Source organism: Flagellimonas alvinocaridis (assembly GCF_004916895.1).
In the GTDB taxonomy this organism is placed as follows: domain Bacteria; phylum Bacteroidota; class Bacteroidia; order Flavobacteriales; family Flavobacteriaceae; genus Flagellimonas; species Flagellimonas alvinocaridis.
In genome coordinates this window covers 1-22,658 of record NZ_SNTZ01000019.1, presented here as the reverse complement: position 1 = coordinate 22,658, position 22,658 = coordinate 1, and the positions used below count along the sequence as shown (strand labels likewise).

Here is a 22,658-nt window from a genome sequence, read left to right as displayed (position 1 = left end):
TCTTCACTTGAAAATTCTCTCGGAACAATGCAATCATCAACCCTGTAAATGGTTTTTTAAAGCATTGGTCTGCTCGCTATAGGTGCTTTCAAAAATCTTATCAGCATTAGCAGATTCAAAGCCATCCCTACGTTGGGCACGGTCCACCAGTCCTGATTGCTTTACATGGCCCGGTAATGGCAATCGTTCGGCAAACTCCACATAGCTTCCGGCTATCTCGGCCGTTTCACCTCTCGCAAAATCAGCTTCAATCATTTGTGCAATGGAACTGCTCTGCTTGAGCAAACCATCTTCGCTGATCTTCACCTTTCCCCCTGAAGAATTGAGCTTTACGCCAATAGACTCCAAAAATGCATTAAACTTTTCAATGGTGTTATATGCTTCTGGCAAATCGTGGACGCTTATCGTATAGTGGTTAAGATAGTATCTGTTGTAGATTACCCAAGCGGCATATTCACTTTCTTGGGCAAGTGCATTGAAGTCAGACAATGTTGGCAACTCCCACAATGGTTTATAGAAAAAGTTCCCCACTTCCGAAGGGTTATCCAAATCCAAATCATCAACAGGATCACTGTTTATGTTTCCAGTATATTTCTTAATGGTGTCTTGTGCCTCCATTGACAAGTCATCCACCCGCAATTCACTAATAAATATTCTGGGAAACTCTGGCTGCGGTGGCGCATACCAATACGCGTTCAGCTTTTTTCCTTCAAAAAAGTAGTAATCCTTTTTGGTATACCCATAATTCAGAAAAATCTTCTCAAAAGATGCAATTCCCAAATTGGGAACACCCATGGTCCTAAAAGCTATATGATCGTTCACAATATCATCTTGATTATCGATCATCCCCTTTTCTATCATAGCCCCAGTAATTTTCTCTACATCTGGGACTCTTTCCCTGTAAGGCCCCATCAAGGCTTTCAATACTTGTTTTAACCCTTCAATGTCAACCGTTTTCATAGCTTATGATTTTTCTTTATCACATCAAAATTAAATGTACTTTTGATTACAAACAATTCTTATTAATTATAGAATGATTAATGTTATTAATCAATTAGAACTGCACCATATTAAAAGTTTTATGGCATTGGCTGATGCCCTTCACTTTGGAAAAGCTGCAGAGAACCTGCATATTTCGCAGTCTGCATTGAGTCAACAAATCAAACAACTTGAAGCAATCGTGGGAACCCGGCTGTTCAATAGGACCAACAGGACTGTTAGCCTAAACAGAGCCGGCCACTTATTCTTGCGGGAAGCTCGGTTGATAGATGCACAGATAAAAAGGTCACTTGAACGATGGCAATTGGAGCTCAATGGCCATGAAGGCGAAGTACACATTGGCTTTGTAGGCTCGGCAATGCAACTTTACATGCCTCCATTACTTAAGAAATTTGGAAAGAAATATCCCAAGATACGGTTACATTTGGAAGAATTGACCAATGAAGAGCAACTTCAAGCCCTAGACAAGGGTGATTTGGATATTGGCTTTATGCGCTCCAATCAGATTGATTCCAACATGAACATCAAATCCGTGTTTGAAGAAAATTTTTCATTGGTACTTCCTCGCAAACACCCCATTACCGAAGCTAATTTTAAAAACCTTGGCCAGTTGGCCCAGGAGCGTTTTATTCTTTTCCCCAATGCAAAAAGTCCTTTGTACTATCAGCAAATCCTAAATATATGCTCGGCCCAAGGTTTTGTTCCCCAAATTTCCCATCGTTCCATTCATGGCCCCACTATTTTTAAACTTGTGGAGAATGGCATGGGCATTTCTATTGTACCCAACTCGTTGCGGGACGAATTCAATTACGACATACGCTTTATTGAACTTACCAAAATCCCAATCAAAACAAATCTTTTTGCCGTCTGGAACAAAAACAACGATAATGCTGCTTTCCAGAATTTTCTAAAGATGCTTTAATCAGTGTTGTTCATTACCACCAGATGGCGTATAGGAAGGCAAGGATTCCAATAATGATAAAAGTGGATATGTTGAATGCCCTAGAGGTCTTAAAAAGCTCCGGACTTATTGAGATTGCTTTTTTATCCCCTTCTTTGTTCTCCATCAATGAAATGACCACCAATACCGCTGTAAGTACTAGAAAACTCACTCCCATACGATCCATGAAAGGGAAATCAGGAAATACATACTTGATTACAATGGAAAGTGGTATGGAAAATACAATCGTCCAAAAAGCACCATTGGCAGAGGCCCTTTTCCAAAACATCCCAAACAAGAACACCACCACGACCCCAGGGCTTATAAAGCCGGTATATTCTTGAATGTATTGAAACGCTTGGTCCAATCCACCCAACATCGGGGCAACGATAACACCCAAGAGCAATGATAGGCCTGCGAATGCCTTTCCGATGAAAACGAGTTTTTTACTTGACTCCTCCTTGAACAAAGGTTTGTAAATATCCAAGGTGAAAATGGTGGTCGCACTATTGACCATTGAGCTGAGGGAAGATCCAATGGCTGAAATCAGGGCGGCAAACGCCAACCCTTTGAGTCCTGTTCCCACGTAATTTTTCAGCACCCAAGGATAGGCTTCGTCCGGTAAATCCAAATCGGCACCCAGTACATAAGCTGCAATACCTGGCACTACTACGATAATAGGCAATAAAATCTTTAGAAATGCGGCAAAAATGGTTCCTTTCTGGGCTTCCCTAATGTTTTTTGCCCCCAAAGAACGTTGGATAATGTACTGATTGGTTCCCCAGTAATACAAATTTGCCACCCATAATCCACCCACAAGAACACTTATTCCAGGAAGGTTTTTATATTCAGCGTGGCCTTTGTCTAAAATCATGTCAAACTTCTCTGGGGCTTTCTCCATCAAGGTTATAAATCCGTTTAGAAAATCCCCTCCCAAGGCCTCAAGGACCAAAATACTGGAGACCAAGCCCCCAAATACCAACACGACCACTTGAATCACATCGGTCCATACCACAGCTTTTAGGCCTCCAAAGATTGAAAATGTAGCTGCAAAAAGCGCCAATCCTATCACCCCATAAACCATATCAATATCCAATATGGTCTTCAGGGCCAAACTGCCCAAGTACAAGACGGAGGTAATATTTACAAAAACAAAAAGCAACACCCAAAACACTGCCATGGTACTTTTGACACGCTTATCAAACCGCCGTTCCAAAAACTGCGGCATAGTGTAAATGTTATTTTTCAAAAAAATGGGCAAAAAGAATTTGGCCACAATGATAAGGGTCAGGGCTGCCATTAACTCATAGGATGCAATTGCCATGCCCACCACATAGCCCGATCCGGACATCCCAATAAATTGTTCTGCAGAAATATTGGATGCAATCAACGATCCGCCAATGGCCCACCACGGAAGTGATTTTCCTGCTAAAAAGTATTCTTTCTCATTACGGTTCCTATTCTTAACCGAAATCCAAATACCAATTGTGGCCAGTACGACCAAGTATCCGACAAAAACAATAAAATCCAGTTTGGCAAATTCCATAATTTCAATTTATCTCCAAAGGACCGTTAAGATTCCAATATAGAAATAATAAATGTAAAACAAACCTTTATTACCTCAGTTCTCTATCTATTAGAATTTTATAACCTCTTTTATCCTTTCAAAATCTCCAGTTTGCGTCGGAAACTGTTTAACGCTGTCTTTTTTGAAACGATAGAGGAACGCTCCCTTTTTGGAAGATGTTTTGTCTTTTTTAGCTGTTCTTTCCAAAATATCGAGCGAAAGCATTTTTTTCCTAAAATTACCTGGATCAAAAGCTGTGCGGTAAATGCTTTCATATAGCGTTTGCAACTGTTGGATCGTAAAATATTCTGGAAGAAGTTCAAAGCCCAATGGATTATATCGTACACTGGAACGCAGACTTTTGATAGCATCATCAACCATTTGTCCATGATCCAAGATCAAATCCGGGATTTGATCAAAATCAAACCACTTGGCGTCGTGGTTCTCCAAAGATTGGAGGTTAAACTCATCAATCCGAATCAAACTATAATAGGCTACGGAAATTACACGCTCCAAAGGGTCTCTGTCTACCTGCCCATAGGTTTTTAGTTGTTTCAAGAAAACATTCTCCAATCCAGATAACCTGTACAATATGTCCTTTGCGCTCTGATCAAGAGAGATATCATTATCTATCAATTCCCCTATCAAGGACCAAGATCCCTTGAGTGGTTCGGTTTTACGTCGAAACAGCAAAAGCTTCAAATCTTTGGAGTCAAAGCCAAATATGATACAATCCACAGCGATTGCTATACTTTGTTCGGGTCTATATTTATTTGCAGCCAAGTTTTTTGTGGGTGAGTTGATAAAATCTTTCCAAATATACCAAAATGAATCATTTACCTTTGGTTGATGGATTTTGTTCCATTTGCATTCAATTTTTCTGTAGTTGGAAAAAATAAAAGTTTTTTTTACTTTTATTTATTATCATTGCATCATGGATCGTAACTCAGTCAACATCTTGGATGAGATAGTTGTTGATTCTCCAGGCAGAATCAATTTAATTGGAGGACATACCGATTATAACAATGGCTATGTGCTTCCTGCTGCCATTGATAGAAAAATTGGTTTTAGACTCTGGAGAAACAGTACTATGGAAACTTGTAACATCCATAGTAAAGGGTATAATGAACCTCTACATATTGATTTACGAAAGATAGAAAAAAGCTCCGTGGAATGGCACAATTACCTATTGGGTGTTATCGCAGGAATACAAAAACTTGGACATTCCCTTGAAGGTTTTGATTGCGAGATTGAGAGCGACCTTCCCATTGGATCGGGGTTGAGTTCTTCTGCCGCTTTGGAATGTGGGCTTGCTTCCGGACTCAATGCCTTGTTCCAACTGGGACTTTCAAAATTGGAAATCATTACCCTTTCCAGACAGGCAGAACATGATTTTGTAGGAACCAAATGCGGTATCATGGACCAATTTTCATCAGTCTATGGAAAATCCGACCACTTCATTTTTCTAGACTGTTCCAACTTGGATTACAAGTATGTTCCAGCATGTATGGGTCCATATCAGTTGCTCCTGTTGAATACCAATATATCGCACCGGCTTTCGGACGGACAATACAATTCTAGACAAAATGAATGTTTTGAGGCCGTGGCCCAAATACAAAAACGGTATGCCAATGTCTCATCCCTTAGAGACGTAGATATGGATATTTTGAACAACACCAAAGCATTATTGAGTGACATCCAATACCAAAGGGCACTTTTCATTGTTCAGGAGAACCAAAGAGTACTGGATGCCGTTGAAGCCTTGGAATCAAAAGACATTGAGAGCCTTGGCAGTTTATTGTATGCTTGCCATGAGGGACTCAGGGACCTTTATGATATCAGCTGCCCCGAACTGAACTTTTTGGTGGACTATGCCAAAGAACAGAGCTTCGTGGCAGGTGCCCGGATGGTGGGCGGTGGATTTGGAGGTTGTACCATCCATTTGGTACACGAAAATCATATGGAGACCTATATCAGGGAAATCTCAAAAGCATACCTTAAGGAGTTTGGTATAGACCTAGGCGCTATACCGGTACATACAAGCAATGGAACAACCCATAGAAAACTCTCGGATGCAGCTCTATGAACAGCCCCATTACCGGTTAAATATTCTTACCAATGAATGGGTCTTGGTATCACCACAACGGACCAAACGCCCATGGCAAGGCAAAAGTGAAAAGGCCGTTGTAGCGCCACAAAAACCCCACGACCTCTCTTGCTACCTATGCCCAGGAAATGTTAGGGCCAGTGGTGCCACCAATCCGGAATACACCGAGCCGTATTCCTTTGTGAATGATTATGCCGCTTTGTTGCCCGATGTACCCAATGAGATTTTCAAAGAAGGATTGACCCAGGCTAAAAGTGAAAGTGGTATTTGTAAAGTGGTGTGTTTTTCACCTGACCACTCCCTTACTTTACCCCTGATGAAATTGGAAGATATTGAAAAAGTCATCGCACTGTGGCAAAAGGAATATGATGAATTGGGAAAACTTCCCAACATCAACCATGTATTGATCTTTGAAAACAAAGGCGAGCTCATGGGGTGCAGCAATCCCCATCCACACGGGCAGATATGGGCACAGCAATCCATTCCCACCGAAGTCTTGAAAAAAAACAATGCCTTTGCTTCCTATTGGGACCAACATCAAAAAACCATACTGTCCGACTACATATCCCAAGAAATTGAAGCAGGGGAGCGCATCGTTGTTCAAAACAACCATTTTGTTGCCTTGGTACCGTATTGGGCAGTCTGGCCTTATGAAATCATGATTGTTCCTTTGGAACCTTTGGCCCACATATCCCAATTGGATGATGCCCAAAGAAACTCCTTTGCCCAGATCATCAAGGAGGTGACCACCCTCTATGACAATCTTTTTGAAACCAGTTTTCCCTATTCCGCTGGCATCAATCAAACCCCAACCGACGGAAAAGACCATCCCGAGTGGCATTTCCACATGTCTTTTTACCCCCCTTTGTTGCGATCGGCCACGGTAAAGAAATTTATGGTGGGCTATGAAATGTTTGCCAACCCCCAACGCGATATTACCGCGGAACAAGCGGCAGATATTCTCCGTAAACTGCCACGAACCCATTTCACCAAAGCATAGACGCTACGTTTGACGCTTTCCAAAAGATTACTATCTTGTTGGTGACCGAAGTATTTGCCCGCGAACAAATGCGAAACGCCAAGCGATACATAGTGAAAAAGATTTTTACATATGGCCTATTGATTTTCGGAGCGACCATCTTGATTGGACTGGTACTGCGGGGAAACGTGGTCCAGGAATCATTTGAACCGGATAGATGGAAAAATTGGGTGGAGTCTGAATCTGAACCTTCCTTACGATGGAATATGATGAACAGTCTGAGAAAGAAACACCCGTTAAAAGGAATGACCAAAAAAGAGGTCCTTGAATTGTTGGGTGAGCCTGAATCCAAGACGGCAAATGAGTTTAATTACTATTTGGGAGCTTCAAAACGGGGAATCAACACGGGTAGACTTACTATCTTATTTGATGATAACAACAGAGTCTCCAACTTTACGGTTTGGGACGGATAAACAGATATTATGGTTTATACAGAAGAAACAAAAGACAATGAGTTGTACGTATACATGAACGGAAAGCTCATTTACAAAAAATGGCTGAACACAGGGCAATCCAAAATATTTGATGCAATGGCCTACGACAAATACACCCTCAAATCAATACAAGAAAAAGAATAGGGACTATCTAAGAAAAACGACCACGGAAAACCATATGAATAAAAAGACAATCCCTACGGCAAACACATTACTGCTCTTACTGGCCAGTGTGTTTCTATGGAGCTGCCATGAGGACAAATCCCCTACACTTACCATTCACCCCCTACCCATTGATGCCACTATACAGGGCGATATTCTTGAAGGACCATCCGTATTGAACGATCCCGACAGATTTGTGTGGGGCGGAAGTGCCCTCAAAGGAGACGATGGAAAATACCATATGCTCTACAGTACATGGGAAGCTGGGGATTCTGTTCCTAAATTTTCGGATTCATGGGTCCTCAACTCCAAAATTGCCTATGCAGTCTCCGACTATCCTGATAGGGATTTCAAATTCCAAAAAATTGTACTGAGCGGAAGGTCACATGAAGGCGACTCCTTGGCTTGGGACGCTCAAATGGTACACAATCCCCACCTAAAAAGATTCAATGGGACCTATTACCTGTATTATATCGGTTCTAAAGATCCAGGCCCACAGCCACCGGGTTCAAAGGGAGAAAATGTAAACAAGAGAAATAGGGTACAGCAGTCCCAAAAAATAGGCGTCATTGCATTCAATAATTTTCAAGATCTGATGTCGGGGAACTTTGAAAGACCGGACCAACCCCTGTTGTCACCGAGAACTCGGGTAAAAAGTAGTGATGTTGTAGACCCTTCGCCCGAAGGCACCCAATCCAAACCCGATAATATTATTGTTGTCAATCCGGCCGTGGTCCAACGACCTTCAGATGGAAAGTTTCTGTTGTTTTTCAAAGGAAATCTCTATGAACCCCATTGGAAAGGGGTCCATGGTGTTGCCATCTCCGACTCCCCAATGGGTCCTTTTGTCCCTTCAGATGATTTTGTTTTTGACATTAAGGATAAAAATGGCCAAATAAGCTCTGCGGAGGACCCCTATGTCTGGTATCACCAGAAACATCAAAGATTCTATGCCGTCTTTAAGGATTTTACCGGAAACATTACGGGCAAAGAGCCTGGATTGGCCGTACTTGAATCCTTGGATGGGATGGATTGGACCAAACCAGAGTCGTCCTTTTTCATGGCCAAGAAAGTCATCTTAAAGAATTCCGATACCATTAAGGTACATCACTTGGAGCGACCACAGCTTTTATTGGATGATATAGGGAACCCGTTGGTCCTGTACGGGGCCTGTTCCCTTATAAACGTAGGACCAAGAAAGGATGGCTCATCGTTCAACGTACAGATTCCCCTAAAAATAAATTAAGATCTTAAGGGCCATAAAAAAAGGTTGCACCTTTTAAAGATACAACCTTTCTGTTTTGATGTGGGCCCTACTGGATTCGAACCAGTGACCCCCTGCTTGTAAGGCAGGTGCTCTGAACCAACTGAGCTAAGAGCCCCACTCATTTCTCTAATTGGGAGTGCAAATATAGCATCATTTTTTTTATACAAACAAGAATAATCGGAAAAAAATTACACTACTTCCGCTACCACAAAAGTGCTGCCTCCAATAAAGATCAAATCTTTCTTTTTTGCTTTGGATTTTGCCGCTTTCAATCCCTTCTTTACCGAGGTATAAGTATCTCCTAAAATACCTTGCGATTGAGCCAATTCTTTCAACTCTTCCACTTGCATACCTCTAGGAATATTGGGCTTTACAAAATAGAAAGTAGCTTCCTTTGGAAAAAGGGGCAACACCCCCTTCACATCCTTATCGTTGACAAAACCAAGGACCAGATGCAATTTGTTGTATTTCTGCCTACTTATTTGTTTAATGACCCATTGTAGGCCTTCTTTGTTGTGGGCCGTATCACAAACCGTCATGGGAGTGCTGTCCAAAATTTGCCATCTGCCCATTAGCCCTGTATTTTTAACAATGTTCTTTAAGCCATCAGCAATATTCTTATCTGAAATCTTAAACCCTTTCAACTGTCCAATACTGGCCACCACACCCCTCATATTTCGTTTTTGATAATCCCCGAGCACATCTGTGCCATAATCTGGAATATCCATATCATCCGCAAAAACAATGGACGCATTCAGTTGATGGGCTATCAAGCTAAATATTGCTTCTGTCTCAGGTTGCTTTTCGCTGATAACCACAGGAACACTTTTCTTAATGATTCCTGCTTTTTCCAAAGCAATTTTCTCCAAGGTATCTCCCAGAATGTGTGTGTGGTCCAATCCAATATTAGTAATCAAGGACACTTCCGGAACAATAATGTTTGTGGAATCCAGTCGACCACCCAAACCGACCTCAATGATGGCAATGTCCACATCCTTATCCACAAAATAGGTAAAGGCCATTCCCACCGTCATTTCAAAGAAAGACAAATTCCTAGCCTCCAAAAAAGTTCTATGGCCCTCAACAAAATCCTTTACAAATTTCTTACTGACCACTTTTCCGTTGATTTTGATACGCTCCCTGAAATCCTTTAAATGGGGTGAAGTATAAAGTCCCACTTTGTACCCTGCTTCCTGTAAAATAGAGGCCAACATATGACTACTGGAACCCTTTCCATTGGTCCCGGCCACATGAATACTTTTGAACTTTTTCTCAGGGTTATCCAAATAGTTGGAAAAATGGATGATATTGTCCATCTTGGCATTAAGTGCCGAAATCCCTTTCTGCTGGTACATGGGAAGTTGGGAGAACATCCATGCCAGTGTTTCCTTGTAGGTCACTATTGCCCCAATTTAAAGTTGACCACTACAAAACCAATTTGTTGGGACGGTGCATTGGAATCTGTATTCCATTTATGCAGAAGAGCTGTTCGTCTTGCAGGTTCCAAAAGGCATTGCGCAGTGTTGGTAGTTCCTTTGACTCCCGGTTCGGCTTTTATCACCCTCCCTGTTCTATCCACAGTAATCCTAACCACAACGCGACCTTCTTCATTGCATTCTTGGCGTACTTTTCCGCTGTTTACCAACGACCTGCCGTTAAGCCCATATCCACCGCCCCCACTACCACTACCGGGCGCACCGTAATATGACGTGGCATAAGGATCTCCATCAGGTTGCCCTTTATCCCCTATTCTATTATCATCACCTTCACTTCCAGTGGTGGTACCATCGGATTTACCAATACCTCCTATCAAAGCGTCAAGGCTTTTTTTCTTAGCTTCTTGCTCTTGCCTTTGGCGTTCTTCAGCTTCTTTCTTCTCTCTTTCTATTCGCTCTGCTTCAGCTTTAGCTTTTTTAGCAGCTTCATCTGCTTTCCGCTTAGCTTCTTGTTGCTGCCTAATCTTTATGGTTTCCTCTGTTTCACTGGTCAACACCTTCTCCACAGGCTCTTCCTCTACCTCTTGTTCTTGGGGCTGTTGTTCCTGTTGAACGGGTTCTGCTGGCGGTCGCTCCACATTTCGGGGTTCAGACCTAACCGGTTCTTTTGGCTGAACTTGTCCACTCCCAAAATCCATGGTACCAAAGTTTACGGCAATTCCATTTTCAATGGGCGGATCTAGATAGGTAAGTCCTATATAAAAAAGCAAAAGGAGAAACACGCTCAATATAAGGGTAGTGAGCGTAAAGGATTTTTTCTTGTGTCTCGTATCTAAAAACGGCATTATTTTGGCCGCACTGCCAAGATAACTTTATAACTATTTCTGTTGGCTACATCCATAACGTTTACCGCCTCTTTGATGGCTACGTTTTCTTCCGCCCTTAAGATAATTGTTGGTTTTTCCTGGCCTTCAAGTGCTTTTTTTAATTCAATTTCAATGTACTCTTTATTGATTTGCTCGTTGTTCACAAAATATTCCAGATTCTTGTTGATGGTCACTGAAACATTCTGTGTATTGGTGGATTTCCCCTTTGCTTTTGGAAGTAATAAATCCAGGGCATTGGGCGCATTGGATGTTAGCATGAAGAACACCAACAACAGAAACACAATATCTGTCATTGACGACATGCTGAACTCCGGGCTTATTTTGTTTCTCCCCTTCAGTTTCATAGTGAAGTCTTAGATGGGTTCGTTCAACAAATCCAAAAACTCAACAGCAGTGGCTTCCATTTGGTGCACCACTTTATCGGTCCGGTTTACCAGATGGTTATAGCCAATGTAGGCAATAATACCTACAACCAATCCCGCTACAGTTGTGGTCATGGCCGTGTAGATACCCGATGCCAGTGAACCCATTTCGGCCTGCCCACCGCTACTTGCCATTTCATGGAAAGCCAAAATCATACCGATAACAGTTCCCAAAAACCCAATCATGGGTGCGGCTCCTGCCACGGTAGCCAAAACACTCACATTCTTTTCCAACTTGTATACCTCAAGGGTACCCGCATTTTCAATGGCGGTGTTGATATCATCCAAAGGTTTTCCTATCCTAGAAACCCCTTTCTCTGTCAACCTTGCCACAGGCGAATCTGTTTGCGCACACAAAATTTTGGCTGCATCCACTTTTCCATTCATGATGTGATCACGAATCTGGTTCATAAAGTTTTTGTCAATCTTGGATGCGGCCTTAATGGCAAAGATTCGCTCAAAATAAATGTAAAGTGCCACAAAAAGAAGTATAAAAAGCACAATGATAATCACTACACTTCCTGTTCCTCCATTTACAATCAAATCAATGACAGAAAGGGTCTTTTCTTCTGAAATAGAAGCAGTTGCTTCAGCCCCTTCGGCTAAATCTTGAAAAATAATCATATAAAATCCCCAATTTAAGTTGCAATAATAACGGAGATTTTCGAGCTAAAGTATTTTTCTAGAACAAATTTCGCATTAACATGTAGCATATCGCCCCTCCTATAAATCCAAGAAGTGCCAACCACGAAATCTTTTTAAGATACCAGAAAAAGTCTATTTTCTCCATTCCCATGGCCACAACACCTGCGGCTGAGCCAATAATGAGCATACTTCCACCCGTTCCGGCTGAATATGCAATAAAGTGCCACAACTGATCGTTCATTGGCTCTGAGAACATCCCCAAACTTGCAGCCACCAATGGTACGTTATCTATGATTGCCGAACCAATGCCCAGCAAGAGTATCACCAAATCCGAAACCTGGGTTCCTGCCATTTCAGTACCCATCAACGGCATTCCTTGTTTCAATCCTTCCGCAAAATTGAAAAGCATTCCCAAAGACTCCAACGCTGCAACCGCCATCAAAATCCCCAAGAAAAACAGGATACTGGGCAGCTCAATCTTGGTAAGGGCACTATGCACAGGACTGTGGTGCGAGGCGGCATCGCTTTCTCCATCCACATTGGATATGGAGAACTTGGCGTTACTATATATTTCCGCAAAAGTAGCCACTACCGCCAAAGAAAGCATCATACCAACATAAGGAGGCAAATGGGTTATAGTTTTAAAAATAGGCACAAAAATAATCGCCCCCAACCCTAAGTATAACATCGTAGCTCCATACCTGGACTTGGATGGCTCTTCATCCTCAACGTCGATCTCACCTTTGAATACTGGAAGGAACGAAGCTATAAAAGAAGGAATCACCATACATACCAAAGAAGGAATCAACAAGTGCTCTATCAAGAGTGCCGTTGTTACTTTGTTTCCAATCCACAACATGGTAGTGGTAACATCCCCGATTGGAGACCAAGCTCCTCCAGCGTTCGCTGCTATTACAATAAGACCTGCGAACCACAACCGTGTTTCCCTGTCCTTAATAATTTTTTGAAGGATGGATATCAATACAATTGTTGCGGTTAGGTTGTCAATGATTGCAGAGAGTATGAATGCCAAAAATGAAAAGATCCATAAGATTTTCTTTTTACTCCTAGTCTTGATAAAAGTCTTGATTGTGGCAAACCCATCAAAATAATCAATGATCTCCACAATGGTCATGGCTCCTAATAGAAAGACAAGGATTTCAGAAGTCTTTCCTAGGTGATGGAGCAATGTTTCCTCCAAGAGATGCATTTTCTCATCGTGCCCCAAAGCACCAAAGTTTTCCAGTAGGGCGTGGCTTCCCGAATCAAACCAAGTAGTAAAACTATCCAAGCCAAAGGTCATGAGCGCCCACATAATGGCCATCATGGCCAATGCGGGAATAAGTTTATCTATCTTAAGATTGTGCTCAAGGGTAATGGCCAAATATCCAACGACAAAAATGACAACTAAAAGGGTCTCCATACTAAGTTTGGTTTAATTAAGGTAATATTTTGTGAAGTACTTCTCAATGGCGCTAAAGATATTCAAAATGAGTTTTTCGGCATAATCTTCTTCCAATAAATTATTGTGAAATTGATATATTGTAATCCATAAAAAAAACCTAAATGGTTAAGCTTTTCTCAATTCTCTCTTATTTTTTATAAAAAATATCCATTATAGAACTATATTTACACGTTGTTTTTGTTTATTTCTCATTTTTATGGATTTTACACTTTCCGAAGAACAATTAATGATTCAGCAAGCTGCCAAGGATTTTGCACAAACTGAACTATTACCCGGCGTAATCGAACGCGACGAAACCCAAAAATTTCCTGAGGAACTTCGCAAAAAAATGGGAGAACTAGGCTTTTTGGGCATGATGGTCAATGAAAAATATGGCGGAAGTGGTCTTGACACACTTTCCTACGTTCTGGCCATGGAAGAATTGTCCAAAGTGGACGCCTCTGCATCTGTAATGGTTTCCGTAAACAATTCATTGGTATGTTGGGGACTGGAAACCTTTGGAACGGAATCCCAAAAAGAAAAATACCTGACCCGATTATCCACAGGTGAAGTAATTGGTGCTTTCTGCCTTTCCGAACCTGAAGCAGGAAGCGATGCAACTTCGCAGAAAACAACTGCCATTGACAACGGAGACCACTATACACTTAATGGCACCAAGAATTGGATCACCAACGGAAGTTCAGCCGAAGTGTTCCTGGTCATTGCACAGACCCATGTAGAGAAAGGCCATAAAGGCATTAATGCCTTAATTGTTGAAAAAGGCATGGAAGGTTTTGAAATTGGCCCAAAGGAGAACAAACTGGGTATCCGGGGAAGCGACACCCATTCCCTTATCTTCAATGACGTAAAAGTGCCCAAGGAAAATCGTATTGGAGAAGATGGTTTTGGATTTAAATTTGCCATGAAGACCTTGGCAGGCGGCAGAATAGGAATTGCCGCCCAAGCTTTGGGCATAGCTGCTGGAGCTTACGAACTGGCGTTAAAATATTCCAAGGTCCGCAAGTCGTTCGGCACCGAGATTGCCAACCATCAGGCCATAGCCTTTAAATTGGCAGATATGCACACCAAGATTCAGGCGGCGCGCAACCTGGTCTACCAGGCCGCATGCGATAAAGATACTGGAAAAGATTATTCACTATCTGGCGCAATGGCCAAACTATATGCTTCTGAAGTAGCCATGGAAACCGCCGTTGAAGCTGTACAAATACATGGTGGAAATGGATATGTAAAAGAATATCATGTTGAACGATTGATGAGAGATGCCAAAATCACTCAAATCTATGAGGGCACATCAGAAATTCAAAAAATTGTCATTTCTAGAAGCATCATTAAAGACTGATGAAACTTATGTTTTATGTACCCCTGAAAAAATAGGGGTGCACTATCAAAAAATCTAGAAAAAAAGTTTCATACCGCTTTTTTTCAAAGGTTATCATGTTATTTTCCGCAATATAACACATGTACCCTACTATTTTTTTGGGTACCCCCTTCTCAAAAACTTTATATTAAGATTATCATAATTTAACATTGCTCAAATTTTAAGATTGAACATTTTTTAACCTTTGATTGAATACGTTGATTATTTAAACGACATTCACCTAAAACCTTATAATTTATTCATCATATTTGATATTTTTGAAGAAATACCGTAATGATGAAATTGGAGAGACAAGGTTTATATTTGCCCGAATTTGAACACGATAACTGTGGTGCAGGTTTTATCTGTAGCCTAAAAGGAAAAAAATCCAACGATATTATCCATAAGGCTCTTGAAATCCTGGATAAACTAGAGCATAGGGGAGCTGTAAGTGCGGATGGCAAAACTGGTGATGGAGCAGGAATTTTAATAGATATCCCACATGATTTTTTTGTGGACGTATGCAAATTCCAATTACCCGAAGCAGGGACATATGCCGTGGGCAATGTTTTCCTTCCCCAAAAGCAGAACCAAAGGGATTATTGTATTTCGGTACTTGAGGAGAATATAGAACAGCAAGGTCTAAAATTATTGGGTTGGCGAGATGTTCCCGTGAATCGTTCTGTGCCAGGGAGAATTGCTGCCGAGACCGAACCCTTTGTAAAACAGATTTTTATCGGAAAAGGAGAGGAATTGGACGATTTCCAGTTCAACTTGAAACTTTTTATCGCCCGTAAAATCACAGAACACGCGGTTATCAAAAGTAAACTGTCCCAAAGTCAGTTCTTTTACCTTCCCAGCTTGTCAACCAAAATCATCATATTCAAAGGATTACTGGTACCAAAAGACATCAGCAAATATTACGAAGATCTCCTGGACCCAAGGGTTGTTACCAGATTGGCCTTGGTTCATCAACGATTTTCTACCAATACGTTCCCTACTTGGGATTTGGCCCAACCGTTCCGCTATATGTGCCATAATGGAGAGATAAACACATTGAGAGGAAATGTATCGCGTATGCGCTCTAGGGAAGAGTTGATGCAGAGCAAATGGTTTGGCGAAGACATTAAAAAGATATTGCCCATTGTATTGCCCGGCAAATCGGATTCCGCTAGTATGGACATGGTTGTGGAACTGTTGTTGATGACAGGCCGCTCCCTACCAGAAGTCATGATGATGTTGGTTCCCGAAGCTTGGGAAAAGAACACCGAAATGTCAGAATCCAAAAAGGCATTCTATGAATACAACTCCTGTTTAATGGAGCCATGGGATGGTCCTGCATCCATTCCTTTTACAGATGGAAACTATATCGGCGCCGTATTGGACAGAAACGGATTGCGCCCTTCCAGATATTCCGTTACCAAAAAAGGATACGTAATTATGTCCTCAGAGACTGGGGTCGTGGAATTGGAACCTGAAGACATTGAATTTCACGGAAGATTGGAGCCTGGGAAAATGTTCTTGGTGAACATGGAAGAAGGCCGGATCATTAATGATGAGGAAATCAAGGAATCCATTGCCAAAAAACATCCGTACAAGAAATGGTTGGACAATAACTTGGTACACTTAAAGGATATCCCCTACAACGACTGTCCTGTATTTTTTGGAGAGTTCCCTTTGGAAACCAGAAGGTCCGCATTCGGGTACACTTTGGAAGACATCAATACTATTATTATGCCTATGGCGGAGAAAGGCAAAGAGCCTATCGGTTCCATGGGTTCCGACACACCCATTGCCGTTCTTTCTGAGCGCCCTCAATTGATCTACAATTACTTTAAGCAACTATTTGCCCAGGTTACCAACCCTCCTTTGGATGGTATCCGAGAAGAGCTCATTACCGATATCAGCTTAACCCTTGGAAGTGATCAAAATATTTTTGACATCAACGAACTGCATTGCAGAAAATTGAAGATTCAAAATCCCGTGATTTCCAAGGAAGATTTGGATAAAATCAAAAACTATGACTCCAGCTCAGACTACAAAGTAGTTTCCATTTCCATTTTATATGAGGTGGCCAAAGGCCATAACGGATTGGAAGAAGCATTGGACTCTATATTGGAACAAGCCCTTAGCGCTATAGATGAAGGTGCCAACATCATTATCCTATCCGATAGGATGGTCAGTACGGAAATGGCAGCAATTCCGGCCCTGTTAGCTTGCTCTTTTGTGAACAGTGGGCTTCAAAAAATGGGTCGCCGCTCTAAACTGAGTATCATTGTTGAGTCTGCAGAACCAAGGGAAGTTCACCATTTTGCACTTTTGTTCGGTTTTGGGGCCAGCGCCATCAACCCCTACTTGGTCAACGAGATCATTGGGGAACAAATGAAAGAGAACAACATTACAGAATACACTTTTGATGAAGCCATCAAAAATTACAACAAAGCCATAGGCAAGGGCATCTTAAAAGTGATGAACAAAATCGGGATTTCCACATTGAACTCGTACAGGGGATCCCAACTATTCGAATGCATTGGTATCAATACCAAGGTTGTGGACAAGTATTTTCCCAATACGCCAACACGTATTCAGGGAATTGGTTTGTACGAGATAGAGAAGGAGATAGCCAAACGACACAAAAAAGCATTCAAAGCACAGGAATTAGCGGCCAATCTGGATATTGAGATTGGTGGAGAGTACCGTTGGAGAAGAAATGGCGAAAAACACATGTTCAATCCATTAAGTATTGCCAAACTTCAAAAATCGGTACGCAATAACGAGCCGGATACCTATAAGGAGTACTCCCAATTGGTGAATGAGCAATCTAAAAACCTAATGACTATCCGTGGATTATTTGAGTTTTCAAATTATGACCCCATTCCACTCGAAGAAGTTGAACCTTGGACCGAAATTGTAAAACGGTTCAAGACGGGTGCCATGTCCTATGGAAGTATCAGTAAGGAGGCCCATGAAAATCTTGCGATTGCCATGAACCGAATTGGTGGTAAGAGTAATTCGGGAGAAGGTGGAGAGGATTCGGCTCGTTTTTATAAAAATCAAACCGGGGATTGGAAAAACAGTGCCATCAAACAGGTGGCATCGGGTAGGTTTGGGGTTACTTCCAACTACCTGACCAGTGCTCAGGAAATCCAGATTAAAATGGCACAAGGGGCCAAACCAGGTGAAGGAGGGCAACTCCCAGGCCCAAAAGTGAACCCTGCCATTGCCAAAACAAGAAATTCCACACCATATGTGGGGTTGATTTCACCACCACCCCACCACGACATTTATTCTATTGAGGATTTGTCGCAATTGATTTACGATCTAAAATCCGCCAACCGCGATGCCAGAATCAACGTAAAACTGGTTTCTGAAGTTGGTGTAGGCACGGTAGCCGCAGGAGTTTCAAAAGCAAAAGCCGATGTAATTCTTATTTCTGGTTTTGATGGTGGTACGGGAGCTTCGCCCCTAACCTCTTTGAAACATGCTGGACTTCCTTGGGAGTTGGGTATTGCTGAAGCACAACAAACCTTAGTGTTAAATGACTTGAGAAATAGAGTCGTGTTGGAATGTGATGGGCAGTTGAAAACCGGTAGGGATGTGGCCATAGCCTGTCTATTGGGAGCTGAGGAATTCGGATTTGCCACAGCACCTTTGGTAGCTTCAGGTTGTATTATGATGCGTGTTTGCCATTTGAACACCTGCCCCGTGGGAATCGCCACCCAGAATCCAGAGCTTCGTAAAAAATTCCAAGGCAAGCCGGAGCATGTGGTCAACTACATGTACTTCGTAGCACAAGAACTTCGGGAAATTATGGCCAAGCTTGGGTTCCGAACCGTTAATGAAATGGTTGGACAGGTACAAAAGCTGGACAGAAATAAGGCCATTGAACATTACAAGGCTGCAGGAATTGATTTGAGCCCGATCCTATACCAAATAGACGTACCGGAAGGCACTAAACTATACAATACTCAAAGACAGCACCACGATATTGACCAGTCCATAGAGTTTGATATCATCGCACAGGCACACCCTGCTTTGTTCAGAAAGGAAAAAACCTCATTGGACTTCCCCATCCATAATACCGATAGGGCCGTGGGTGCAATCATCAGTAATGAAATCTCCAAGATTTATGGAGCAGATGGTCTACCTGACAATACCTTAAAACTGAATTTCACCGGTTCGGCCGGGCAAAGTTTTGGAGCATTTGCCACCAAGGGGTTGACCATGATCGTAAACGGAAACACCAATGATTATTTAGGCAAGGGCCTTTCTGGTGCCAAGCTGGTCATAAAGGTGCCATACAAGTCTACCCTAAAACCGGAAGACAACATCATCACCGGAAACGTGACCCTATACGGCGCCACTTCTGGTGAAGCGTATATCAACGGAAAAGCTGGAGAAAGATTTTGTGTTAGAAACTCAGGAGCCAAAGCAGTTGTTGAAGGTATTGGAGACCATGGCTGCGAATACATGACCGGTGGCGTTGCGGTAATCCTTGGTTCTGTTGGCCGCAATTTTGGGGCAGGAATGAGCGGAGGAATCGCCTATGTGTACAATGCAGATGGGGCTTTTGAAAGAAAATGCAATGGCGAAGACCTAAACCTACTCCCTGTGGAAGAGGACAACGACATCAAACAACTTAGGGAGTTGATCGAAAACCACTACAATGCCACCTTGAGCCCATTGGCCCAAAGGATTTTGGAGAAGTGGGAGGAAAACCTTCCCAAGTTCATCAAAGTGTTCCCAGAGGAATATCGCCAAGCATTGATACGATTGGAACAAGAAAAAATGGAAACCTTATAATTTGAGACATGGGAAAGACTACAGGATTTATGGAATTTGACAGAAAGGACGAAGCTTATGCCCCTGTCAAAGACCGCATCAAAAACTATAAGGAATTTACAAGCCCTCTGAAGGAGGAAGAGCTTAAGAACCAAGGTGCCCGCTGTATGGACTGCGGCATTCCGTTCTGCCACAGTGGTTGTCCACTGGGCAACCTAATCCCGGATTTTAATGATGCTGTCTATCAAGGAAAGTGGGAAAAAGCCGCAAAGATTTTACACTCTACAAACAATTTTCCAGAATTTACAGGAAGGCTATGTCCTGCCCCTTGCGAAGAAGCTTGCGTATTGGGAATCAATGAAGACCCCGTTTCTATAGAGAATATTGAGAAAAACATTGTGGAGACAGCCTTTAAAAATGGATGGGTCATTCCGGAACCACCTCTAAATCGAACAGAAAAGACCGTTGCCGTAATTGGGTCTGGACCTGCTGGATTGGCCGCCGCCCAACAATTGAACCGTGCTGGACATACCGTTACCGTTTTTGAAAGGGACGAGAAGGCTGGAGGACTATTGCGATATGGTATTCCTGATTTTAAAATGGAAAAACATGTCATTGACAGACGTCTGGAGGTTATGGGAAAGGAAGGCATTCAATTTAAAACTGGGGTGCATGTTGGAGTGGATGTTACTGCCGAAGAGTTGAAAAAAGAGTTTGATGCCATTGTGTTATGTGGTGGCGCAACCGTTAGAAGAAACCTTCCCATACCTGGAGCCGATTTGAAAGGAGTGGTACAGGCCATGGATTTTCTCCCCCAGAATAACAGAAAAGTTGATGGAATCCCCTTTAAAGGGGAAGATCTTTCTGCAAAAGGAAAGAAAGTGGTTGTTATTGGCGGAGGGGATACTGGTTCTGACTGTATTGGAACCTCCATCCGTCATGGAGCTACTTCAGTAGTAAACTTTGAAATTATGCCAAAGGGAACACCTGAGCGACCAGAGGGACAACCTTGGCCATTTTGGCCCATGCGGTTGCGAACCAGTACATCCCACAAAGAAGGAGCCGAACGTGTTTTTAGTATTTCTACCAAAAAATTTGTCGGTGACGACAAAGGCAATCTAAAAGGCTTGGTAACCACTGAAGTTGTCTGGGAAACTGCTCCCGGAAAACGCCCTGTACTAAAAGAGGTGGAGGGCACTGAAAAAGAATGGGAATGTGATTTGGCACTTTTGGCCTTAGGATTTACCGGTTCTGAAACTACCATAGCTGACCAATTGGGTCTGGAAATGGACCCGAGGACCAACATTAAAGCCTCTGCTATCAATTACAAAACTAATGTCCCTGGCGTTTTTGTGGCAGGAGACCAAAGAAGAGGTCAATCCCTTATTGTTTGGGCCATATCTGAAGGCAGACAGGCTGCTCACCATGTAGATACCTACCTTATGGGGCAATCCAACCTTCCTCTTAAAGGAGAAGGCGATTTACCCAGAGTTTAATACGTAAATACCCAACCAAACCATACGGAACTCCTTGGGGATTTTTTCTCAAGGAGTTTTTTTATGTCGTCAAGGTTTTGTTTGAAATAGAATTGTACACTAATGAACAGCAATTCCCTGCCAATCCCAACACATTCATTATCAATTACACACAGATACCCTCCAAACATACAATACACGCAATGAATGTATAAAAACAGTCCTATATTTAAAGAAGCCCCTTTCAACCAAAAGATTTATACACTTTGGCCTTAAGCTTATAATTGATGCTATGGTTATTATGTTAACCAAAAAACCAATTATGAGAACTTCACTAACTCTACTTGTTTTAATCAGCATTCTATTTTCCTGCAAACAACAAGAAAAGAACAAGGTATCCGATGAAAATGCTTCAATTAACAAAATTTCTCCTGTAGAAAAGGGAGAGGTACACGTACTAACTAAAAGCATGGAATTTATTGCAGCAGATACCCTTTTAGCTGGATGGAACACCTTTATTTATGAAAACCAGTCAACAGAAGTACACTTCATTTTACTTGATAAGTATCCGGAGGGCAAGACCGTTGCAAACACCAAAGCCGAGGTAATACCCCCTTTTGATGAAGGCATGAAACTTATCATGGAGGGCGACATGGACAATGCCGTAGCGGCTTTTGGAAAATTACCAGAGTGGTTTCATCAGATAAAATTCTGTGGTGGAACCGGTTTTATCTCTCCCAAACATACAACTCAGAGTACAGTATATCTAGAACCCGGTCGCTATGCCATGGAATGCTATGTTAAAATGTTCAATGGGGAATGGCATACTTCCCATGGTATGATAAAAGAGTTCATGGTATCGGATAAAACTACAACCCTGTCGCAGCCTAAACCAACAGCCACCATAGACATCTCCAGTACAGCTGGCATTATTCTTAAAGACAGTCTATCCCAAGGAAAGCAGATTATTGAAACCAACTTTCTAGATCAAAAAGCCTACGAACACTTTGTGGGTCATGATATAAATCTGGTGAAATACGAAGATAACGCTTCCATGGATTCTTTGCTCTTATGGATGAACTGGATGAATCCAAGGGGATTACGCTCTCCGTCTCCCGAAGGCTTTACTTTCTTGGGCGGTATGAACAACTTATCAGCAGGAGATAAAGGTTATTTTGAGGCAGATTTAGTCCCCGGCAACTATGTGATTATATCTGAAGTACCCGAAGCCGATACGAAAAAGTTGATGTACACCTTCACCATCAAATAACAACACACAATAAACTTTCAGGAACAAAAAAGCCCGATACATAACGTATCGGGCTTTGAGGAAGGCGGCGACCTACTCTCCCACCTGGTGTGGCAGTACCATCGGCGCAAACGGGCTTAACTTCCCTGTTCGGAATGGAAAGGGGTGGACCCCGTCGCCATGGCCACCTAGATCTTAATGCCAAACTTGATTTGGCATCTCTTCACAATGATATCGGACATTGCCGATGTTCATGCAAAAAGAACAGCTTTTTAAAATGACATATTATGGGACGGACCTTTGGCAAGGCCCAAAAAAGAGTCAACGAAGCATTGTTGTTACAAGGAAGCCCCGAGAGGGCGGCGCAAGCTTACGGGCAATTAGTACCGCTCGGCTGCATGCATCGCTGCACTTCCACCTACGGC

At 42.3% G+C, this 22,658-nt stretch carries 18 protein-coding genes, 1 tRNA gene and 1 rRNA gene; 10 read left to right on the top strand and 10 right to left on the bottom strand.

The genetic code is table 11. The annotated features are described in order from the left end of the window. Positions 1 to 36: 36 nt before the first annotated feature. Positions 37 to 960, bottom strand: coding sequence for a DUF1338 domain-containing protein (locus EZV76_RS16470; RefSeq protein ID WP_136567628.1), 924 nt, complete (start codon positions 958 to 960; stop codon positions 37 to 39). 73 nt (positions 961 to 1,033) lie between these two features. Between EZV76_RS16470 and EZV76_RS16465 the strand changes: the two genes are divergently transcribed. Beyond that, a complete protein-coding gene (locus EZV76_RS16465) occupies positions 1,034 to 1,921 on the top strand; it encodes a LysR family transcriptional regulator (protein ID WP_136567627.1) in 888 nt (295 codons plus the stop codon). A gap of 13 nt (positions 1,922 to 1,934) precedes the next feature. Here EZV76_RS16465 and EZV76_RS16460 read toward each other — a convergent pair whose 3' ends face one another. Together EZV76_RS16460 and EZV76_RS16455 are read right to left on the bottom strand one after the other, a co-directional pair. Then, positions 1,935 to 3,485 (bottom strand): sodium/sugar symporter, encoded by a 1,551-nt coding sequence (locus EZV76_RS16460; RefSeq protein ID WP_136567626.1) that lies wholly within the window; start codon positions 3,483 to 3,485, stop codon positions 1,935 to 1,937. Positions 3,486 to 3,575: 90 nt separating this feature from the next. Then, complete coding sequence (locus tag EZV76_RS16455; protein WP_136567625.1) at positions 3,576 to 4,289, bottom strand: NUDIX hydrolase; 714 nt, start codon at positions 4,287 to 4,289, stop codon at positions 3,576 to 3,578. A gap of 151 nt (positions 4,290 to 4,440) precedes the next feature. On the opposite strand from EZV76_RS16455, the gene galK reads away from it, so the two are divergent. The 5 genes from galK to EZV76_RS16435 are packed head-to-tail and all read left to right on the top strand — an operon-like array spanning position 4,441 to position 8,494. Then, on the top strand, positions 4,441 to 5,592 hold the full coding sequence (gene galK / locus EZV76_RS16450) for a galactokinase (protein WP_136567624.1): 1,152 nt from the start codon (positions 4,441 to 4,443) through the stop codon (positions 5,590 to 5,592). Beyond that, complete coding sequence (locus EZV76_RS16445) at positions 5,552 to 6,613, top strand: UDP-glucose--hexose-1-phosphate uridylyltransferase (RefSeq protein WP_236640951.1); 1,062 nt, start codon at positions 5,552 to 5,554, stop codon at positions 6,611 to 6,613. The genes galK and EZV76_RS16445 overlap by 41 nt, the downstream gene beginning before the upstream one ends. Positions 6,614 to 6,654: 41 nt before the next feature. Continuing rightward, positions 6,655 to 7,065, top strand: a complete 411-nt coding sequence (bamE, locus tag EZV76_RS16440) for an outer membrane protein assembly factor BamE domain-containing protein (protein WP_236640950.1) — start codon at positions 6,655 to 6,657, stop codon at positions 7,063 to 7,065. 9 nt (positions 7,066 to 7,074) lie between these two features. Further along, positions 7,075 to 7,230: a hypothetical protein gene (locus tag EZV76_RS17225; RefSeq protein WP_201741881.1), complete on the top strand. Its 156-nt coding sequence runs from the start codon at positions 7,075 to 7,077 to the stop codon at positions 7,228 to 7,230. A 34-nt stretch (positions 7,231 to 7,264) separates the two neighbouring features. Further along, positions 7,265 to 8,494, top strand: coding sequence for a glycoside hydrolase family protein (locus tag EZV76_RS16435; protein WP_136567623.1), 1,230 nt, complete (start codon positions 7,265 to 7,267; stop codon positions 8,492 to 8,494). A gap of 61 nt (positions 8,495 to 8,555) precedes the next feature. On the opposite strand, the gene EZV76_RS16430 is transcribed toward EZV76_RS16435, so the two are convergent. The 6 genes from EZV76_RS16430 to nhaD form a co-directional block, all read right to left on the bottom strand. Further along, a tRNA-Val gene (locus tag EZV76_RS16430) sits at positions 8,556 to 8,630 on the bottom strand. Positions 8,631 to 8,703: 73 nt separating this feature from the next. Then, positions 8,704 to 9,915: a bifunctional folylpolyglutamate synthase/dihydrofolate synthase gene (locus tag EZV76_RS16425; RefSeq protein WP_136567622.1), complete on the bottom strand. Its 1,212-nt coding sequence runs from the start codon at positions 9,913 to 9,915 to the stop codon at positions 8,704 to 8,706. Further along, a complete protein-coding gene (locus EZV76_RS16420) occupies positions 9,915 to 10,796 on the bottom strand; it encodes an energy transducer TonB (protein ID WP_136567621.1) in 882 nt (293 codons plus the stop codon). The genes EZV76_RS16425 and EZV76_RS16420 overlap by 1 nt, the downstream gene beginning before the upstream one ends. After that, positions 10,796 to 11,182 carry an ExbD/TolR family protein gene (locus EZV76_RS16415; protein ID WP_136567620.1) on the bottom strand — a complete coding sequence of 129 codons (387 nt, stop codon included), beginning with the start codon at positions 11,180 to 11,182 and terminating at the stop codon, positions 10,796 to 10,798. Before EZV76_RS16415 ends, EZV76_RS16420 begins: the two co-directional genes overlap by 1 nt. Positions 11,183 to 11,191: 9 nt before the next feature. Continuing rightward, positions 11,192 to 11,884, bottom strand: coding sequence for a MotA/TolQ/ExbB proton channel family protein (locus EZV76_RS16410; RefSeq protein ID WP_136567619.1), 693 nt, complete (start codon positions 11,882 to 11,884; stop codon positions 11,192 to 11,194). A 58-nt stretch (positions 11,885 to 11,942) separates the two neighbouring features. Then, a complete protein-coding gene (gene nhaD, locus EZV76_RS16405) occupies positions 11,943 to 13,328 on the bottom strand; it encodes a sodium:proton antiporter NhaD (protein WP_136567618.1) in 1,386 nt (461 codons plus the stop codon). Between the two features lie 238 nt (positions 13,329 to 13,566). Between nhaD and EZV76_RS16400 the strand changes: the two genes are divergently transcribed. From EZV76_RS16400 to EZV76_RS16385, 4 genes are all read left to right on the top strand, one after another. Further along, positions 13,567 to 14,709, top strand: coding sequence for an acyl-CoA dehydrogenase (locus EZV76_RS16400; protein WP_136567617.1), 1,143 nt, complete (start codon positions 13,567 to 13,569; stop codon positions 14,707 to 14,709). Between the two features lie 315 nt (positions 14,710 to 15,024). After that, positions 15,025 to 19,530 (top strand): glutamate synthase large subunit, encoded by a 4,506-nt coding sequence (gene gltB, locus EZV76_RS16395; protein WP_136567635.1) that lies wholly within the window; start codon positions 15,025 to 15,027, stop codon positions 19,528 to 19,530. 8 nt (positions 19,531 to 19,538) lie between these two features. Beyond that, positions 19,539 to 21,005 (top strand): glutamate synthase subunit beta, encoded by a 1,467-nt coding sequence (locus EZV76_RS16390; RefSeq protein ID WP_136567616.1) that lies wholly within the window; start codon positions 19,539 to 19,541, stop codon positions 21,003 to 21,005. A gap of 301 nt (positions 21,006 to 21,306) precedes the next feature. After that, positions 21,307 to 22,254: a hypothetical protein gene (locus EZV76_RS16385; protein ID WP_236640949.1), complete on the top strand. Its 948-nt coding sequence runs from the start codon at positions 21,307 to 21,309 to the stop codon at positions 22,252 to 22,254. A gap of 59 nt (positions 22,255 to 22,313) precedes the next feature. On the opposite strand, the gene rrf is transcribed toward EZV76_RS16385, so the two are convergent. Beyond that, positions 22,314 to 22,425: ribosomal RNA gene (gene rrf, locus EZV76_RS16380) — 5S ribosomal RNA — on the bottom strand. Positions 22,426 to 22,658: the final 233 nt, after the last annotated feature.

Excerpts from the sequence above, each read along its gene's own strand:
- EZV76_RS16470 (WP_136567628.1), bottom strand. The coding sequence starts at position 960 with ATGAAAACGGTTGACATTGAAGGGTTAAAACAAGTATTGAAAGCCTTG.
- EZV76_RS16465 (WP_136567627.1), top strand. The coding sequence starts at position 1,034 with ATGATTAATGTTATTAATCAATTAGAACTGCACCATATTAAAAGTTTT.
- EZV76_RS16460 (WP_136567626.1), bottom strand. The coding sequence starts at position 3,485 with ATGGAATTTGCCAAACTGGATTTTATTGTTTTTGTCGGATACTTGGTC.
- galK (WP_136567624.1), top strand. The coding sequence starts at position 4,441 with ATGGATCGTAACTCAGTCAACATCTTGGATGAGATAGTTGTTGATTCT.
- EZV76_RS16445 (WP_236640951.1), top strand. The coding sequence starts at position 5,552 with ATGGAACAACCCATAGAAAACTCTCGGATGCAGCTCTATGAACAGCCC.
- EZV76_RS17225 (WP_201741881.1), top strand. The coding sequence starts at position 7,075 with ATGGTTTATACAGAAGAAACAAAAGACAATGAGTTGTACGTATACATG.
- EZV76_RS16435 (WP_136567623.1), top strand. The coding sequence starts at position 7,265 with ATGAATAAAAAGACAATCCCTACGGCAAACACATTACTGCTCTTACTG.
- EZV76_RS16420 (WP_136567621.1), bottom strand. The coding sequence starts at position 10,796 with ATGCCGTTTTTAGATACGAGACACAAGAAAAAATCCTTTACGCTCACT.
- EZV76_RS16415 (WP_136567620.1), bottom strand. The coding sequence starts at position 11,182 with ATGAAACTGAAGGGGAGAAACAAAATAAGCCCGGAGTTCAGCATGTCG.
- EZV76_RS16410 (WP_136567619.1), bottom strand. The coding sequence starts at position 11,884 with ATGATTATTTTTCAAGATTTAGCCGAAGGGGCTGAAGCAACTGCTTCT.
- nhaD (WP_136567618.1), bottom strand. The coding sequence starts at position 13,328 with ATGGAGACCCTTTTAGTTGTCATTTTTGTCGTTGGATATTTGGCCATT.
- EZV76_RS16400 (WP_136567617.1), top strand. The coding sequence starts at position 13,567 with ATGGATTTTACACTTTCCGAAGAACAATTAATGATTCAGCAAGCTGCC.
- gltB (WP_136567635.1), top strand. The coding sequence starts at position 15,025 with ATGAAATTGGAGAGACAAGGTTTATATTTGCCCGAATTTGAACACGAT.
- EZV76_RS16390 (WP_136567616.1), top strand. The coding sequence starts at position 19,539 with ATGGGAAAGACTACAGGATTTATGGAATTTGACAGAAAGGACGAAGCT.
- EZV76_RS16385 (WP_236640949.1), top strand. The coding sequence starts at position 21,307 with ATGAGAACTTCACTAACTCTACTTGTTTTAATCAGCATTCTATTTTCC.